This window comes from Parabacteroides chinchillae (genome assembly GCF_900108035.1).
Lineage (GTDB): Bacteria > Bacteroidota > Bacteroidia > Bacteroidales > Tannerellaceae > Parabacteroides > Parabacteroides chinchillae.
Genome location: NZ_FNVS01000012.1, coordinates 37842 through 54050, shown reverse-complemented (window position 1 = coordinate 54050; position 16209 = coordinate 37842). Strand labels below are relative to the sequence as shown.

General features: G+C 40.9%; 11 protein-coding genes. 4 read left to right on the top strand and 7 right to left on the bottom strand.

The features are described 5' to 3' along the window. Positions 1 to 174: 174 nt before the first annotated feature. Complete coding sequence (locus tag C4S38_RS10550) at positions 175 to 1500, bottom strand: site-specific integrase (RefSeq protein WP_103983720.1); 1326 nt, start codon at positions 1498 to 1500, stop codon at positions 175 to 177. Positions 1501 to 2073: 573 nt separating this feature from the next. On the opposite strand from C4S38_RS10550, the gene C4S38_RS10545 reads away from it, so the two are divergent. After that, positions 2074 to 2838, top strand: a complete 765-nt coding sequence (locus C4S38_RS10545) for a hypothetical protein (RefSeq protein WP_146059478.1) — start codon at positions 2074 to 2076, stop codon at positions 2836 to 2838. 66 nt (positions 2839 to 2904) lie between these two features. On the opposite strand, the gene C4S38_RS10540 is transcribed toward C4S38_RS10545, so the two are convergent. Together C4S38_RS10540 and C4S38_RS15840 are read right to left on the bottom strand one after the other, a co-directional pair. Beyond that, positions 2905 to 5190, bottom strand: coding sequence for an NADP-dependent malic enzyme (locus C4S38_RS10540; RefSeq protein ID WP_103983718.1), 2286 nt, complete (start codon positions 5188 to 5190; stop codon positions 2905 to 2907). 344 nt (positions 5191 to 5534) lie between these two features. Next, on the bottom strand, positions 5535 to 5843 hold the full coding sequence (locus C4S38_RS15840) for a hypothetical protein (protein WP_160034712.1): 309 nt from the start codon (positions 5841 to 5843) through the stop codon (positions 5535 to 5537). Positions 5844 to 5908: 65 nt separating this feature from the next. On the opposite strand from C4S38_RS15840, the gene C4S38_RS10530 reads away from it, so the two are divergent. Next, positions 5909 to 8215, top strand: a complete 2307-nt coding sequence (locus tag C4S38_RS10530; RefSeq protein ID WP_103983716.1) for a TonB-dependent receptor — start codon at positions 5909 to 5911, stop codon at positions 8213 to 8215. A gap of 368 nt (positions 8216 to 8583) precedes the next feature. On the opposite strand, the gene yihA is transcribed toward C4S38_RS10530, so the two are convergent. The 4 genes from yihA to C4S38_RS10510 are packed head-to-tail and all read right to left on the bottom strand — an operon-like array spanning position 8584 to position 14047. Then, complete coding sequence (yihA, locus tag C4S38_RS10525) at positions 8584 to 9180, bottom strand: ribosome biogenesis GTP-binding protein YihA/YsxC (protein ID WP_099463022.1); 597 nt, start codon at positions 9178 to 9180, stop codon at positions 8584 to 8586. A gap of 22 nt (positions 9181 to 9202) precedes the next feature. Continuing rightward, positions 9203 to 10672: a sodium:solute symporter gene (locus C4S38_RS10520; protein WP_103983715.1), complete on the bottom strand. Its 1470-nt coding sequence runs from the start codon at positions 10670 to 10672 to the stop codon at positions 9203 to 9205. A gap of 55 nt (positions 10673 to 10727) precedes the next feature. Next, on the bottom strand, positions 10728 to 12044 hold the full coding sequence (locus C4S38_RS10515; RefSeq protein ID WP_103983714.1) for a SpoIID/LytB domain-containing protein: 1317 nt from the start codon (positions 12042 to 12044) through the stop codon (positions 10728 to 10730). An 8-nt stretch (positions 12045 to 12052) separates the two neighbouring features. Next, positions 12053 to 14047 (bottom strand): OPT family oligopeptide transporter, encoded by a 1995-nt coding sequence (locus tag C4S38_RS10510; RefSeq protein ID WP_103983713.1) that lies wholly within the window; start codon positions 14045 to 14047, stop codon positions 12053 to 12055. 355 nt (positions 14048 to 14402) lie between these two features. Between C4S38_RS10510 and recR the strand changes: the two genes are divergently transcribed. After that, positions 14403 to 15020 (top strand): recombination mediator RecR, encoded by a 618-nt coding sequence (gene recR / locus C4S38_RS10505; protein WP_103983712.1) that lies wholly within the window; start codon positions 14403 to 14405, stop codon positions 15018 to 15020. Positions 15021 to 15033: 13 nt separating this feature from the next. After that, entirely contained in the window at positions 15034 to 16209 is a 1176-nt protein-coding gene (locus tag C4S38_RS10500; protein WP_103983711.1) for a glycosyltransferase family 2 protein, read from the top strand.

The following is a 16209-nucleotide window of genomic DNA, read 5'->3' as shown; positions in this document are numbered from 1 at the left end:
CCGGGGCTTTTGTTTGTTCTTGTCGACACTGCAAAATTACAATGGCTTACAGGTGGCACGGAGGTGGCAGACTTAAATATGTGATTATTGCATATCGCTGATATTTAATAAGTAATAAAAATACCACCCAAGAAAATTGAGTGGTATCGGTGGTTGTCAGGTAATATCGTCTGATTATGTATGCTGACCGAGAAGATTATCGAATTTTGTCATGGCTTGCGCCTTGATATTGTCCGCTATGTCGATGTACGGTTTCATCGCCTTGTAATCGGAATGCCCCGTCCATTTCATCACCACATGGGGAGGAATGCCAAGGGCAAGAGCATTGCATATAAATGTCCTTCTTCCGGCGTGGGAACCAAGCAGTACATATTTGGGAGTGACCATATCAATGCGTTCATTCCCTTTATAAAAGGTTTCGCGTATGGGTTCGTCTATGCCTGCCAATTGTCCGAGCTCCTTCAGATACACATTAAATTTTTGGTTGGTGATAATAGGAAGAACTCGGTCATTCTTAAATTGAATGTCTTTGTATTTCTCAATAATCGATTTTGTTTGCGCATTTAATTCAATACTCAAACTATCGGCTGTTTTCATGGTAGTAACCTCTATGTGCCCGGCTTTTATGTCGCTGCGCTTGAGATTTGCAATGTCGGAATATCGCAAACCGCTAAAACATAGAAACAGGAAAATATCTCTTACCCTTTCAAGATATTGTTTTGCAGAAGGAATTGTTACGTCGCGCAGCCGTGTCAGTTCCTCCGTGGTGAGAAAGATCACTTTTTTCTGAGTGCTCTTTAACTTCGGCTTGAATGAGTCAAAAGCCATATTGCTGTGATATCCCTTTCTCGCAGACCATCGCAAAAACCATTTCAAGAATGATATTTGCTTGCCTATGGTCACATTGCGCATATCCTCAACGTTTCGGAGATAATCAACATAATCATTCAACCCATCTTCTGAGAAAAAATCAAATGAAAGTTCGTGTTCCAGATAGTTCCTAAAATCGGTAAGGTGATTATTTACAGTCTTGAATTTTTGAAAAGTGGCATGAGTCCAATTATTGAGTCTGCCGTTTTCTTTCACAAATTCATCGTACAGTTCCCAAAACGATATGACGGGCTCTTCAATGATTTCCTCGGTGGGTTCTTCATTGACTGACGCTTTGATTCGTTCATTGAACGACAAACGAATCTGCGCAGGAGTAGGCAATGTGTTTGCGACTTCGTACTCCTTGAATATTGATTGTATTATAGATTCGTAATTGTTAATGTCGGCATTGATTTCACTTGATGATTGTTTGAGTTTATTCGTGCTGCCATTCTTAACACGTTGTTTCTCGTAATCCCATTTAGCGACATCAATACGATAGCCTGTTGTGAAGTCAATGCGTTTGCCTCCGAAAATCACTCTCATTCGGATAGGCACATTCTCCACAATTGGAAGACCGTCTTTTTTCCTGCTTTCGGGAGTGAAGATTATGTTTCGTTTGATATTCATTTTGGGTGCGTTTATTATTTACACCCAAAATTACACCCAATTTTTGAGATAACCAAATTAATTTTGCGATTATTCATTTTGTTATTCCAACGTATTAAGCTGCTTATTAGTAATATATTGATATGATAAGATATTTTATGATATAATAGGATAGAGAGCCTATCTCTCCGCTGAACACTAAAGATAAATGGTGGAAAAGCTAAGACAAGTCCCGTAAAATCAAGGTTTTACGGGACTTTTTTTGTTTTGTCGGCAGACAAGAAAAGGACAAGAAAATGCCTCGTTTGGACAAAGTAGTGTTACTAAATCGTTACTGAAAATTGAGCGAAATAAAATAGTAACGATTTTAATGTTAAGTTGCTGATTTGTCGCTCGTTGTCTCTTAGATGTCCGTTCATAAACTAATTGTTAATCGTTTCTTAGCAGCGGGAGGTTATAACCCCATTGTTACGAACATAAAAAACAAGGTATATGAGCAAGAGTATATTTAAGATTTCCTATAAATAGGTTATGAAGTTATGCAGTATTTTGTTAATCTTGCATTTTATAAATACATCATTAAAATCTTCCTTTATGAGAACAAGGACTTTATATGGAATACTAGTTTTATGCCTATTTGTCATAGGTATAGTACCGACCACGGCTCAAGAGAAAGAGCATTTTACAACTATTAAGGATAAGCATAGAATAGAATCTATGCAGAGACCGTTTATGATGTCATTTTCTTTAGGTTCTAATTTTAATACCGGAGGAAATGATTATTCAGAATGGTTTGGTTCACGAGCGGATGTAGCTACCCAGTTTGACATGCGAATGAATGTTGCGTTTGCACGCAATTGGTGTGCTTATTTTGATTTAGGACTTTCTTTCTATAAAGTACAAACCGATGATTTAGTACAGAATATCGGTAACGCACTTCTTGACGAGTTGATTCCAGGTTTAAGTAAAATAAAACCTTCTGTGGCACTTGGAGTATCATATATTGTGGAAAGGAATAGGTGGCAGTTGATGCCAAGAGTCGGAATAGGGTGGATGTCTGCCGGTTGTTCATCTGATAATTCGACAACGGTTGATGGGAAAACTACCCGTTTGGAAATAGACAGGTCGCCTATGTTTTTCAATGCAGGAACATCTATAGGTTATCGTACATCAAATAAATGCAGTGTCATTTTTGATGTAAGCTATCGTTTTCCGATACAATCTTGTAAAGCTATCCATACAACAACGTTGCCGGACATACCTCCTGTCATAGTTACAAATAAATCTCATTCATGGGCGAATGATTTGAGCGTTTCGATTGGTATTCAACTTCAAATGGACCTGAAAAAGAAGAAATAAAAATATAGCGCAGGTGCAAAGAAAAAGATTGTTGCACCTGCGCTATAGAGAGTAAGTTTTTTATTTTTATTTCTCTTTTTCTATCTGTTCCTGTACAATCGCATCTACAACTGCAACGGTTGTCAGATTTACGATGTCGCGGGTCGTGCTTTCCACATCTGTAAAGTGGATCGGCTTATTTAATCCCATTTGGATCGGGCCAATTGTCTCGGAAATTCCAAGTGCGTCCAATAATTTATAGGCACTGTTGGCTGAGCTTAGATTCGGGAAAATTAATGTGTTTACATCTTGGCCTTTTAGTTTATTGAACGGATACATCTCGTCGCGAAGTTTCTTGTCGAGAGCAAAGTTTACTTGCATTTCTCCGTCAATAACCATTTCCGGATAATTTTTATGCAAGAAATCGATGGCATCATGTACTTTTTGCGGACTACCTTTTTTGTCGGAACCGAAATTGGAATATGAAAGCATTGCCATTACAGGTTCATGTGCAAAGAACTTGACGGCATCATGCGTCAGACGTGCAATATCGATCAGTACGTCGGTAGAAGGATGACGGTTAATCAATGTGTCGGAAATAAAGAAAGTTCCTTTTTTGCAGGTAACAATATTCATTGCTCCGAAATGATTGTATGTGGGACGGATTCCGATGATTTCTTCCGCCAGTTTTGTCACTTCCGAATAACGGCTGTAAACGCCGGTAATGAACGCATCTGCATCTCCGGTTGCTACCATCATCATCCCGAAGGCATTGCGACCAACCATCTTTTCACATGCTTCGGCAAAAGTGACACCTTCGCGTGCCTTTTTTTCTGCAAGAATGCGGGCATAGCGATTGCGCCGTTCTTCTTCACGGTCGTGGCGCAGATTTACGATCTCTATACCTTCAAGGCTCAGATTTTCTTCGGCTGCCAGTTTTTGAAGTCGTTCTTCATTGCCTAATAAAATTGGTTGGCAAATACCTTCAGACTTTGCTTCAATAGCGGCTTTCAGCATATTTACATGGTTTGCTTCTGCAAATACCACACGTTTCGGATTTGCCTTGGCCATATCCGTGAAAGAACGAAGCATTTTATTATCGTATCCCATCATTTCACGCAAATGGTTTGCATAATCATCCCAGTCGGTGATTGTTTTGCGAGAAACTCCTGATTTGATGGCAGCTTTGGCTACAGCTATGGAAACGCGGGTTAGTAAGCGTGGGTCGAGTGGCTTTGGAAGAATATAATCGCGTCCAAAGGTAGTGCGTTTTAGCTTATAAGCCGCATTTACCACATCCGGAACAGGTTCTTTTGCCAGATCAGCAATCGCATGAACGGCACCTAGTTTCATCTCTTCATTAATTGCCTTGGCATGAACATCGAGTGCGCCGCGGAAAATATAAGGGAATCCTAATACATTATTTATTTGGTTCGGATAATCGGAACGGCCGGTTGCAAAAATGATGTCGTTGCGCGATGCCATTGCATCAGCATAAGAGATTTCAGGATTCGGATTAGCCAATGCAAATACGATCGGATTTGCATTCATGGAACGAACCATTTCCTGGGTTAATACGTTGGCAACAGACAAACCAAGGAATACATCACTACCTGCAACAGCTTCCTGCAATGTCTTTATATCCCGATCGGTTGCAAATTCGAGCTTAGCAGCATTCAAGTCGGTGCGTTTGTTTGATATAACGCCTTTACTGTCGCACATGATAATGTTTTCCTTGCGTGCTCCTAGCAATACATATAGTTTTGTACAAGAGATAGAGGCCGCACCGGCACCGTTTACTACGATCTGTACTTCTTCAATCTTTTTGCCGGTTAGTTCCAATGCGTTTAAAAGACCGGCAGCAGAGATAATGGCTGTTCCGTGTTGGTCGTCGTGCATGACAGGAATATCTAGTTCTTCCTTCAGGCGTGTTTCTATTTCGAAACATTCCGGAGCTTTTATGTCTTCCAGATTGATGCCTCCAAAAGTAGGCGCAATAGCTTTTACTGTTTGAATGAATTTTTCAGGGTCTTTTTCTGCTACTTCGATGTCAAATACATCAATGCCTGCAAAGATTTTGAATAAAAGCCCTTTTCCTTCCATTACCGGCTTTCCTGCCATTGGGCCGATGTCTCCCAAACCTAAAACGGCAGTACCGTTTGATATAACAGCTACCAGATTTCCTTTTGATGTATATTTATAAGCATCGAGCGGATTCTTTTCAATTTCCAGGCATGGTTCGGCTACACCTGGCGAATAAGCTAATGATAAATCTGTTTGTGTACTGTGTGGTTTTGTGGGAATTACTTCTATTTTTCCGGGTTTGCCTTCGGAATGATACCGAAGCGCTTCATCTTTCGTTATTTTTGCCATATGTTCATCGATTTTGTATTTTGTTTCTTTGTAAATTGCCTACAAAAGTAACAAATTATTATACAAATGCTATTTGATGCTTACAATTAGTTTGTTGTTTTTTGTTATAATTTTGTTTGTTCTGCTAAAAGGATTAAATAGTTATTTTAAATGAAATATTGCTTAAAAACGATTGTTTTTTTATCTTTGTTGTCCCTAATCGGGATAAAGTTGGATGAGACAACATATAATTAAATATTTGAAGTGGTTACTACCGGTACTTTTTATTACGTACTATAGTTGTGTATCACTTTTTACACACGTGCATATTGAGTACGGCGTAACCATTGTACATGCTCATCCATTTAAAACTGATTCGAATAGTTCTTCTCATCATCACAATTCCTTAGCCGAAATACAGCTGTTCCATATACTCTCTTCGCTACATGCGACCGATGGAACGGTTCATCCGCTGCAACTACATTTTTATACACTTTATATAGGCGAAATTTCTGAATCGCCGGTTTATCCGGCGTTTCCGGTTCCTGTGAAAGGGAATTTATATCTTCGTGCACCTCCTGTTTTAGCTTGATATTAAAAACATTCCTTTCGGAAGGATTTAGGATTCCTTTCGAAAGAAATTCTATTTTCTCCCGGAAAGAATTATATTCCATTGAAAGAATATGTTATTCCTTCCAAATAGATTATTAAGATCATATTAAATTATTTTTATCAAGCAATGAATAGGATATTTATACTTATACTATGCCTGTGTCATACCTTTTCGGTTTTATGGGCAGGAGATGATGATATGCACCTTAACCCTTCGGATGCTAATGTAGTGGGACATATTTTGGACAAAAAAAGCGGAGAACATCTTTCTTTTATTAACGTCTATCTACACGGAACAACGATCGGTACTTCCACTGATGCTACCGGACACTATTACCTGAAAAATCTTCCGGAAGGTAAGTTTACTTTAGTGATGAAGTCTTTAGGTTATAAAACAATAGAGAAGCAATTGACTCTTAAGAAAGGAAAGACTTTGGAAGTAAACTTTGAAGCTGAAGAAGATGCTGTTTCATTGGATGGCGTTGTTGTTTCGGCAAACCGGAATGAGACGACCCGCCGGTTGGCTCCGTCTCTGGTGAATGTATTGGATGCGAAGGTTTTTGAGACAACCCATGCAACCTCTTTAGCTGACGGGTTGAACTTTCAACCGGGAGTGCGTGTGGAAAACAATTGTCAGAACTGTGGTTTTCAACAAGTTCGAATCAATGGGCTGGAAGGCCCTTATACACAGATACTGGTAGATAGCCGTCCGATATTCAGTGCCCTTACCGGTGTTTATGGATTGGAACAGATTCCTGCTAATATGATAGAACGTGTAGAAGTTATGCGCGGAGGCGGTTCTGCATTATTTGGCTCTTCTGCCATAGCAGGAACAATAAATATCATAACAAAAGAGCCATTGCGCAACTCTGCCCAATTGGCTCACTCCCTGACAATGATAGGAGGTAGCCGCCCTGATAATAATACCACATTGAATGCTTCATTAGTAACGGATGATCATAAAGCCGGAATTTACCTTTTCGGACAAAGCCGTCACCGTGCTTCGTATGATTATGACGGCGATGGTTTTTCCGAGTTAGGACAGTTGAATGCAAAAACGGTAGGTTTTCGTTCTTATTTGAAGACCAGCACTTATTCTAAGCTGACTTTCGAGTTTCATAATATTAATGAATACCGTCGTGGAGGCGACCAGATTGATCGCCCTCCTCATGAGTCCCTTGTTGCTGAGCAAACAGAACATAATATAAATGGCGGAGGGTTGAAATTCGACTTGTTTTCCAAAGACTACAAACATCGCTTAAATGTATATACTTCGGCCCAGCATACCAAACGTGATAGTTATTATGGAACGAACCAGAATCCGGACGCTTATGGACATACTACTGATATGACCTTTGTTGGTGGTACGCAATATTCATACAACTGGAATAAATGCCTTTTTATGCCTGCCGAATTTACCGGAGGCCTGGAGTATAATTATGACAGGCTGAAAGATGAGATGTTAGGTTATCATCGTGTAGTTGACCAGACTGTACATATTGGAAGTCTTTTCCTTCAGAATGAATGGAAAAATGATCGTTGGAGCTTTCTTGTCGGCGGCCGTTTTGATAAACATAACCTGATGGATCATGTTATTTTTAGTCCGAGAGCTAACGTACGTTTCAATCCGGTTGAAGATATCAATTTACGTTTATCTTATTCAAGCGGTTTCCGTGCTCCGCAAGCATTTGACGAGGATTTGCATGTTGCTGCTGTTGGTGGCGATGTAGCTATTATCCAGCTTGATCCTGATTTGAAAGAAGAACGGTCGAACAGTGTAAGTGCTTCGGTTGATTTTTATCATCGCTTTGGGCCTGTTCAGGTAAACTTTCTGGCGGAAGGATTCTATACGGATTTAAAGGATGTATTCTTCCTTCAGGAAGTAGGGAAGGATGAACAAGGTAACTTGATATTGGAACGTCGTAATAAAGACGGTGCCCGCGTAATGGGGATTAATTTGGAGGGTAAGATGGTTTATTCGTGGATGCAGTTGCAGGCCGGTGCTACTATACAGCGTAGCCGTTATAAAGAAGCAGTGACGTGGAGCGAAACAAATCCGGGCATCCAGCCACAAAAGAAAATGTTCCGGACACCAGATGTTTACGGTTATTTCACTTCTGTTTTTACTCCAGTGAAACGTCTGTCCGCATCTCTTACCGGAACTTATACAGGAAGTATGTTGGTACAGCATTTGGCAGGTTATATTCCTGAAGATAGAGAAGAGAAAACGCCGGATTTCTTTGATATGAATATTAAACTGGCTTATGATATTCCTTTGTTTAGTTCTGTTAGTTTACAGATAAATGCAGGTGTACAGAATATATTCCAGGCATATCAGAGTGATTTTGATCAGGGTAAAGATCGCGATTCGAAATATATCTATGGACCCGGTACGCCCCGAAGTTATTTTGTGGGGTGCAAGATCAGTTATTAAGGTATAAAGAATGAAGGTGTGTCAAAAGTCGGAATTAAGGAACGCAGACGGAGCGCAGGCCATATTGATTATTAATAAAATCAGTCTGCGCTCTTCTGTGTGTTCTGCGTCATCTGCGTCCGGTAATAGCGTTTTGACACAACCTCATTTTTTATCTTATTTATTTTATATCTCTTCCGGTTGGCAATAAGGCCGGATTTCTACGTAATGTGAAGATATTATTTTCTGATAAAAGAGTACCGGTGGTTGGGCAACTGTACTCGGCGGGGTGTTTGCCCCATCGGGATAGTTTGTATTTGCTTCCCGGTAAAGTTGTTGGCGATTCCATACCACCCGTACTATTATCACCCCACAATAAAAAGGTGTATTTATAAACTTTTGTTGATTTCCTCAATGTAATTCAATATTTCGTCCCGCCCCTCTCTTTTTTCGGATGAAGAGACTAAAATCGGTGGTAATTCTTCCCATGTTTCAAGTAATTTTTCCTTATAAGCTTTCAGGTTTTCTTGCAACCGCCCTTTGGTTATTTTATCTGTCTTTGTGAAGATAATAGTGAATGGAATACCGTTTTCACCAAGCCATTCCATAAATTCAAGGTCTATCTTTTGTGCTTCATGCCGGCAATCTACCAGTAAGAAAAGACAGACTAACTGTTCACGTTCTAATATATAGTCTTCAATAATGCACTTTAACTTTTCACGTCCGCTTTTGCCGTGTTGTGCAAACCCATAACCGGGAAGGTCAACCAAATACCATTCATTATTGATGATAAAATGATTAATAAGCTGTGTCTTGCCCGGCTTTTGTGAAGTCATGGCAAGCCCTTTCTTGTTAGTTAGCATATTAATAAGGGACGATTTGCCTACATTACTGCGTCCAATGAAAGCATATTCAGGTAAGTTTCCTTCCGGACATTTCTTTACATCCGTATTGCTAATTACAAATTCCGCACTTTTTATTTCCATAGGTTGAATTGTAAATTATAAATTATGAACTATGTATACTTGTTTGTTTGTTATGTGCCGAAACTGCCCACAACCCGGCAAATGTAATACCTCCGTTAACCATCAGCATTTCATAACCAAAGGTATAGCCGGCATATTGTTTTACAAGATAATCCAGGGTAAAACAGATCAAAGGCGAGGCTATACATATGTAAGGAACATATTTGTCGCGTGGTTGTTTACGGGTAAACAGGCCGAAAACAAACAGGCCTAATAACGGACCGTATGTATATGAAGCAATCATGTAAATGGCATCTATCACACTCCGGTTATTAACAGCTTTAAATATAAGAATGATAATAGCGAATAATACGGAAATCATAAGATGTACTTTCAGCCGGGTACGTTTGGCCTTTTGTGCTTCTTCCTGTTCTACACCAAGAATATCTACGCAGAAAGAAGTTGTGAGTGCTGTTAATGCAGAGTCTGCACTGCTGAATGCCGCAGCAATAATACCGATGGTAAAGAATATCAGAATACTGCTCCCTAAAATACCCGAAGTACAGAACATGGGCAGAATATCATCGTTTAACTGAGGCAATTGTATTTGTTGCTGGTTGGCTAAGGTTAAAAGTAATACACCCAGCGCAAGGAAGAGGAAGTTTACCGGAGTAAAAGCAAATCCGTAAGTGTACATATTCTTTTGTGCATCCTTTAGATTTTTGCATGAAAGATTCTTTTGCATCATATCCTGGTCCAAGCCGGTCATCACAATGGTGATAAATATTCCGCTAAAGAATTGTTTGAAGAAGTTTTGCGTACTGTGCCAGTCTCCGAATTCGAATATGCGGAAGCGAGGACTTTCTACCAGCGTTTGTATCATGCCACCGGTACTTAAATCCATCTTGTCTTTTACTTGCCAGATAATGACAATAAGCATGGCAACCAGGCATAGCGCCTGAATGGTGTCTGTCCAAATAATTGTTTTGATCCCGCTGCGGTATGTATAAAGCCAGACCATAAAAATACTAAGTATAACCGTTACTGCGAATGGAATGTTCCAGGTACTGAACACGTAAGTCTGTAATATTAAAACAACGAGGTAAAGCCGGGCTGCCGCTCCTACGATTTTAGATAATAAAAAGAAGGAAGCTCCTGTTTTATAGCTACGCCGCCCTATACGGCTGTCAAGATATGAGTATATGGAAGTAAGTTGTAATTTATAATATAGAGGCAACAGTACTTTGGCTATCAGGATATATCCGACAAAAAAACCAAGAACCGTTTGCATATATGTCATATCTATTCCACGAACCATACCCGGGACTGATACGAATGTAACACCTGAAAGGGAGGTTCCGATCATACCGATAGAAACAATATACCAGGGCGATTTACGGTTTCCGAGAAAAAAAGCTTCATTGCCGCTGTGCTTTCTTCCGGTAATCCAGGCTATCAATAATAGTATTCCAAAATAAGCCGCAATGATAAAGAGGATAATGTAGCTATTCATCGAGTGATTTTTATTTCCTGCAAATATACAATAAAGGAAGGACTTTTTGAACCGTTTAATATCTTTTCTCAACTTCCGCTCCGGGGAAATAATGAGCCAGAATTTGTTTGTAGTTATATCCTTTGGCACCCATTACGGCTGCGCCTATCTGGCACAATCCGACGCCGTGTCCCCAGCCGGCACCAGTTAAAATAAAGCGTTGTGGAATATCGCATGATACCTCTTTCTTATCTACTATAAATGCAGAACTATACAAATGGGTTTCTGAGAGCGTACGGCGTATTTCAAGTTCCTTGCCGATAATTAAACTTTGCCGTGTGCCGATAATCTTCAGTTTTACGATACGCCCGGATGTTCCGCGTTCTATTGGAATTAAATCTTGTATCTGGCCGAAATCCATACCGCTTTTGCGATGGATAAGTTCGGAAAGTTGTTTTTGAGTGTATTCCACCTTCCAGCGATAAAAGTCAGTTGTCTCCTGATCGTAGTTGTTTAATACTTGTTTCAGAATGGCACTGTCATGTGTGTTGCAAAAGGCTTCCGGTGAGGTCCTTATCCAGTTTTCTGCGTTAGCTTCATTAGTAAGATCGGGATACTTTATCTCATATTGACTGTCTTTTACGGTGGTAAGGTAGGAGTGGGGAACCGGTTCCCAGCAATTCTCGAACTTCTCGGTTATACCGCCGCAGCATTTGGAGAAACGGGTATCGCAGATTGTTTTACCATCGGTCAGTATTTCTCCGCGTGTTTCGCGTATTACTTGTTCTACGATTGGAGTAGAAGTGCGGGTAATGCCTTGATAACGCTGGCAGTGATCGTCTGCACAAACATCAAAGAGTGTGTGATCTTCGCGGTCGTACCAACGGATCAGTTGCTCTCTGTCCCTGTAGTAACTTTGGTATTTCTTTTCCGAGGCCGATAGTATCGAACTTTTTTCTACCTGGGCAAGTAGCCAACTACGGGAAATGACAGCGTGTGCTTTTAGCAGTTCTTTTGATGCGTGTGCACTCATCTCAGACGAAATAACACTGGTTAAGTATAATTCGGCATCTACTTGGTTGATCGTGATAATACCTTCTTTTCCGGCAACTAAATTTAAAGCGCCGTAAAAACGTTGGTCTTCTTGCCGCTGCCAATGGAACTGAACGCCAATGGTTACAGCTTTCAATTCGAAGGAAGCGTCCGGAGAAGTAGGTTCAAAGAATATTTCTTTATATAGTTTGCCGTTAAAAACAATATTTCCGTTTACAAACAAAGCGCGTTGTTCCCCGGTTAGGAAAGTGCCTGTTTCTGTATGTACGTATTCTGCATTAAATACGAATGATACTGCCTTTTCTGTTAATATACCTACGTTTACTACCGGTGCTTCCATGATCTGAATTATTCTTTTTTTGCTTTTAATGAAGTAATTGCCAGATAAGCCATGATTGCAATATACATTACAATGGCTAGCATCTCTGCCATTGTGCTGTTCATCCAATCTTCATTCACCAGATTAACTCCTCCAAAGCGAAGGGCGGCACTCACCACTCCCATTAAAGCACCTCCGGCTATGAATCCGGAAGCAAGCAGTGTACCTTTTTCCAATCTGGCAGAGTTCAGAGCTTGGTCTTTGCTACGGCTTCCTACGTACCAACTGATGGCTCCGCCTATTAGCAAAGGTGTGTTGAGTTCCTGAGGGATAAACATACCCAAGGCAAATGCCAATGCCGGGATTTTGCAGAAGTTCAGTACGATAGCCAATACGGCACCTATGGCATACAAAGCCCACGGCGCACCGGCTCCACTCATTAAAGGTTCTATAACAGCTGCCATAGCGTTTGCTTGCGGAGCGGCCAATTGTCCGGTAGTAAAACCGTATGTCTGATTCAGTATCAATATAACACCACCTACTGTCGCTGCCGAAACCAATGTTCCGAGGAACTTCCATGTTTCCTGTTTGGCTGGTGTACTTCCCAGCCAATATCCTATCTTTAAGTCGGTAATAAAACCTCCAGCCATAGATAGAGCAGTACAGACAACACCGCCAATAACGAGGGCGGAGACCATTCCTGCCGTTCCTTTTAATCCTGCGGCTACAAGGATGATGGAGGCTAAAATAAGTGTCATCAACGTCATGCCCGAAACCGGGTTTGTACCTACTATAGCAATTGCGTTGGCTGCAACTGTTGTAAAAAGGAAGGCAATAATACCAACCAGCAGTAGCCCTATTACAGCATAAAACCAGTTATCTAATACGCCAAAGTGGAAGAACAAATAAGTGATAATTAATGTCACAATTACACCGATGGATATAATTTTCATTGGGATGTCCCGCTGTGTCCGGATTGTTTCTTTTTCAGCGTCTCCGCCTTTTCCTTTCAGCTCTTTAGCAGCTAATCCTACAGCTCCGCGTATAATTCCCCATGATTTGATAATACCTATTACACCTGCTGTTGCAATACCGCCAATACCAATGTGGCGGGCGTAAGTGGTGAATATCTGTTCCGGTGTCATACTGCCTACAGTGGCGGTTATAGCATTATTGCCGAATGTGAGCACATCGGCACTGAAGATGGCGGACATAGCCGGGATGATAACTAACCAGACAAGGAATGAACCTGCACAAATAATCATGGAATATTTTAATCCGATGATGTATCCCAAACCTAATACGGCGGCACCGGTATTGACTTTCAATACGATTTTTGCCTTCTCTGCAAGCAATTCTCCGGCACCTATTATGCGTGTGCTGACCGTTTCGCTCCACCATCCGAAAGTAGCGATGATGAAATCGTACAGCCCGCCTATTAATCCTGCAAAGATCAAAGGTTTTGCCTGACTGCCTCCTTTCTCACCGGACACAAGTACTTGGGTGGTAGCTGTAGCTTCGGGGAAAGGGTATTTGCCATGCATGTCTGAAACAAAATACTTACGGAACGGAATTAACAATAAGATGCCCAATATTCCACCAAGCAACGAACTCATAAATACTTCAAAGAAATTTATGCTGATTTCCGGATATTTATCTTGTAAAATATACAAGGCCGGCAGCGTAAAGATGGCTCCTGCAACGATAACGCCGCTACTAGCCCCGATAGACTGTATGATGACATTTTCGCCCAGCGCGTTTTTCCGTTTGAATCCGCTGGATAGTCCTACGGCAATAATGGCAATGGGAATGGCCGCCTCGAATACCTGCCCTACTTTTAACCCTAGATAGGCAGCTGCTGCACTGAATAGTACGGCCATGACAAGTCCCCATAGAACCGACCAAGGCGTTACTTCCTTGTATTGTTTGTTGGGTGACATGATTGGCTTATATACTTCTCCTTCTTTCAGTTCCCGATAGGCATTTTCAGGCAGCCCGCTTACCTTTTCTTTGTTTTCTTCCATTACGGCATTAAAATGTTAGGTTTATTATTCGTCTAAGCAGCCTTGAATCTGGCTTGTTGTTGACAAAAGTATGTTATATCTTCGAAAGAAACAAATCCTTTCATTGCTATAATTAAATCTGGGATACAGCATGTTTTGTACGAAAGATCGGGAATAAGTATTATTTTTACCGGGCATAAAATTAATTACTACCTGGCTAAAAATTAATTTTGACCATGCTGGAAATTGATTTTTACCAAGGACAAAAGAATAAAAATACAGTATCTTTGGGGTAAAATGTCGGTATTCCCGGATTAAGATATGCTATGGAAAGAACTAATTATTCGTTATCTTTGTGCTCAAATAGTTAGAGACAATGAGTGAAAGATACCCGTCGGCATTACTTGAAAGTGCAGTGAATGAGTTGGCTTCGTTGCCCGGAGTAGGGCGGAAGACCGCTCTGAGATTGGCTCTTTATATGCTTAGGCGTGATGTGGGCTATACCGAAAACTTTGCAGCGGCTTTGGTAGCTTTGCGTCGCGATGTAAAGTATTGCCGTGTTTGCCATAATATATGCGATGATGAGATATGTGCTATTTGCGCCAATCCGCAACGGGATCATGAAACGGTTTGCGTGGTTGAGAATATAAAAGAGGTAATGGCAATAGAGAATACCGGTCAGTTTCGTGGTGTTTATCATGTGCTGGGTGGAATTATTTCGCCTATGGACGGAACCGGCCCCGGTGATTTACAGATTGATAGTTTGGTAGAGCGCGTGGCCCGTGGCGAGGTGAAAGAAGTGATTCTTGCTTTAAGTACGACGATGGAAGGCGATACTACAAATTTCTTTATCTACCGTAAATTGGCTCCTTATGATGTAAAAACGTCTATGATTGCCCGTGGAGTTTCTATTGGGGATGAGATTGAATATGCCGACGAGATAACTTTAGGACGTTCTATTGTTAACCGTACGGAATTTAAGATGAACAGCTAATCTGATGTAACTCATGTATGAAACGAAGATATCTATTATAATAGTAAACTACAACGTAAAATACTTCCTGGAGCAATGCCTTTATTCTGTACGGGCTGCAGTGTCGGGCATGGATGCTGATGTGTTTGTTGTAGATAATAACTCTACAGATGGTTCGGTAGAATATCTGCGTCCTTTGTTTCCTGAAGTCGTTTTTATTGAGAACTGCGATAATCCGGGTTTTGCAAAGGCCAATAACCAGGCTATTGCCCGGTGTAAGGGAGAATACGTATTGCTGCTTAATCCGGATACGGTGATAGGTGAAGAAAGTATCCGTTCATTGTGCTATTTTATGGATGAAAATCCGCAATCGGGCGGGATAGGAGTGAAAATGTTGGACGGACACGGTGTATTTCTGGCGGAAAGTAAACGCTCGTTTCCAACGCCGTGGGTTTCGTTTTGCAAAATGTTCGGGCTGTCAAAGCTTTTTTACAATTCACCTTGTTTTGCACGTTATAGCTTACCTTATCTGGACGAGAATAAGCAACATGAAGTTGAAGTATTGGCCGGAGCATTTATGCTGTTGCGCCATGAGGCTCTGGATAAAGTAGGCTTGCTTGATGAGGCTTTCTTCATGTATGGAGAAGACATTGACCTTTCGTATCGCCTGGTACTTGGCGGTTATACTAACTTTTATATGCCTGAACGTATTTTGCATTATAAAGGCGAAAGTACAAAGCAGGGAGACCTGAAATATATCCGGGCATTTTACGGGGCAATGATTATTTTCTTTAAGAAGTATTATCCGCATTCCGGCATTGTAATGAGTTTCCTTATCCATGTTGCGGTTTGGCTTAAGGCAATCTTGTCTGCTCCTTTCCGGAAGTTCGGATTAAATAAAGGTAAGAAAAGTAAGCACCGCCGTTTGCTGGTGTTATGTAATGAAGAACATTTTGAAGAAATAAAGAAGACCTGTACCAAGCGTATGCCCGAACTCGAATATGTCAACCTTTGGGATTTGGATGAAGAGCATGCGATGGATGCGATTTGTCGTCGCAACCAGATGAAAGGCTTTACCGATTATGTTTTCTGCTATCCCGACGTCCGTTTTGAGCAAATGCTTCTTTTTATGGACAGGATAGTGAATAAAAAGGCTACATATCATATTTATACTAAAAAAAGCGGCCGGCTTGTATCGCCCGGTAAATGA

Bases quoted from the DNA above. Each gene is read 5' to 3' on its own strand.
- C4S38_RS10550 (WP_103983720.1), bottom strand. From the start codon at position 1,500: ATGAATATCAAACGAAACATAATCTTCACTCCCGAAAGCAGGAAAAAA.
- C4S38_RS10545 (WP_146059478.1), top strand. From the start codon at position 2,074: ATGAGAACAAGGACTTTATATGGAATACTAGTTTTATGCCTATTTGTC.
- C4S38_RS10540 (WP_103983718.1), bottom strand. From the start codon at position 5,190: ATGGCAAAAATAACGAAAGATGAAGCGCTTCGGTATCATTCCGAAGGC.
- C4S38_RS15840 (WP_160034712.1), bottom strand. From the start codon at position 5,843: ATGGAATATAATTCTTTCCGGGAGAAAATAGAATTTCTTTCGAAAGGA.
- C4S38_RS10530 (WP_103983716.1), top strand. From the start codon at position 5,909: ATGAATAGGATATTTATACTTATACTATGCCTGTGTCATACCTTTTCG.
- yihA (WP_099463022.1), bottom strand. From the start codon at position 9,180: ATGGAAATAAAAAGTGCGGAATTTGTAATTAGCAATACGGATGTAAAG.
- C4S38_RS10520 (WP_103983715.1), bottom strand. From the start codon at position 10,672: ATGAATAGCTACATTATCCTCTTTATCATTGCGGCTTATTTTGGAATA.
- C4S38_RS10515 (WP_103983714.1), bottom strand. From the start codon at position 12,044: ATGGAAGCACCGGTAGTAAACGTAGGTATATTAACAGAAAAGGCAGTA.
- C4S38_RS10510 (WP_103983713.1), bottom strand. From the start codon at position 14,047: ATGGAAGAAAACAAAGAAAAGGTAAGCGGGCTGCCTGAAAATGCCTAT.
- recR (WP_103983712.1), top strand. From the start codon at position 14,403: ATGAGTGAAAGATACCCGTCGGCATTACTTGAAAGTGCAGTGAATGAG.
- C4S38_RS10500 (WP_103983711.1), top strand. From the start codon at position 15,034: ATGTATGAAACGAAGATATCTATTATAATAGTAAACTACAACGTAAAA.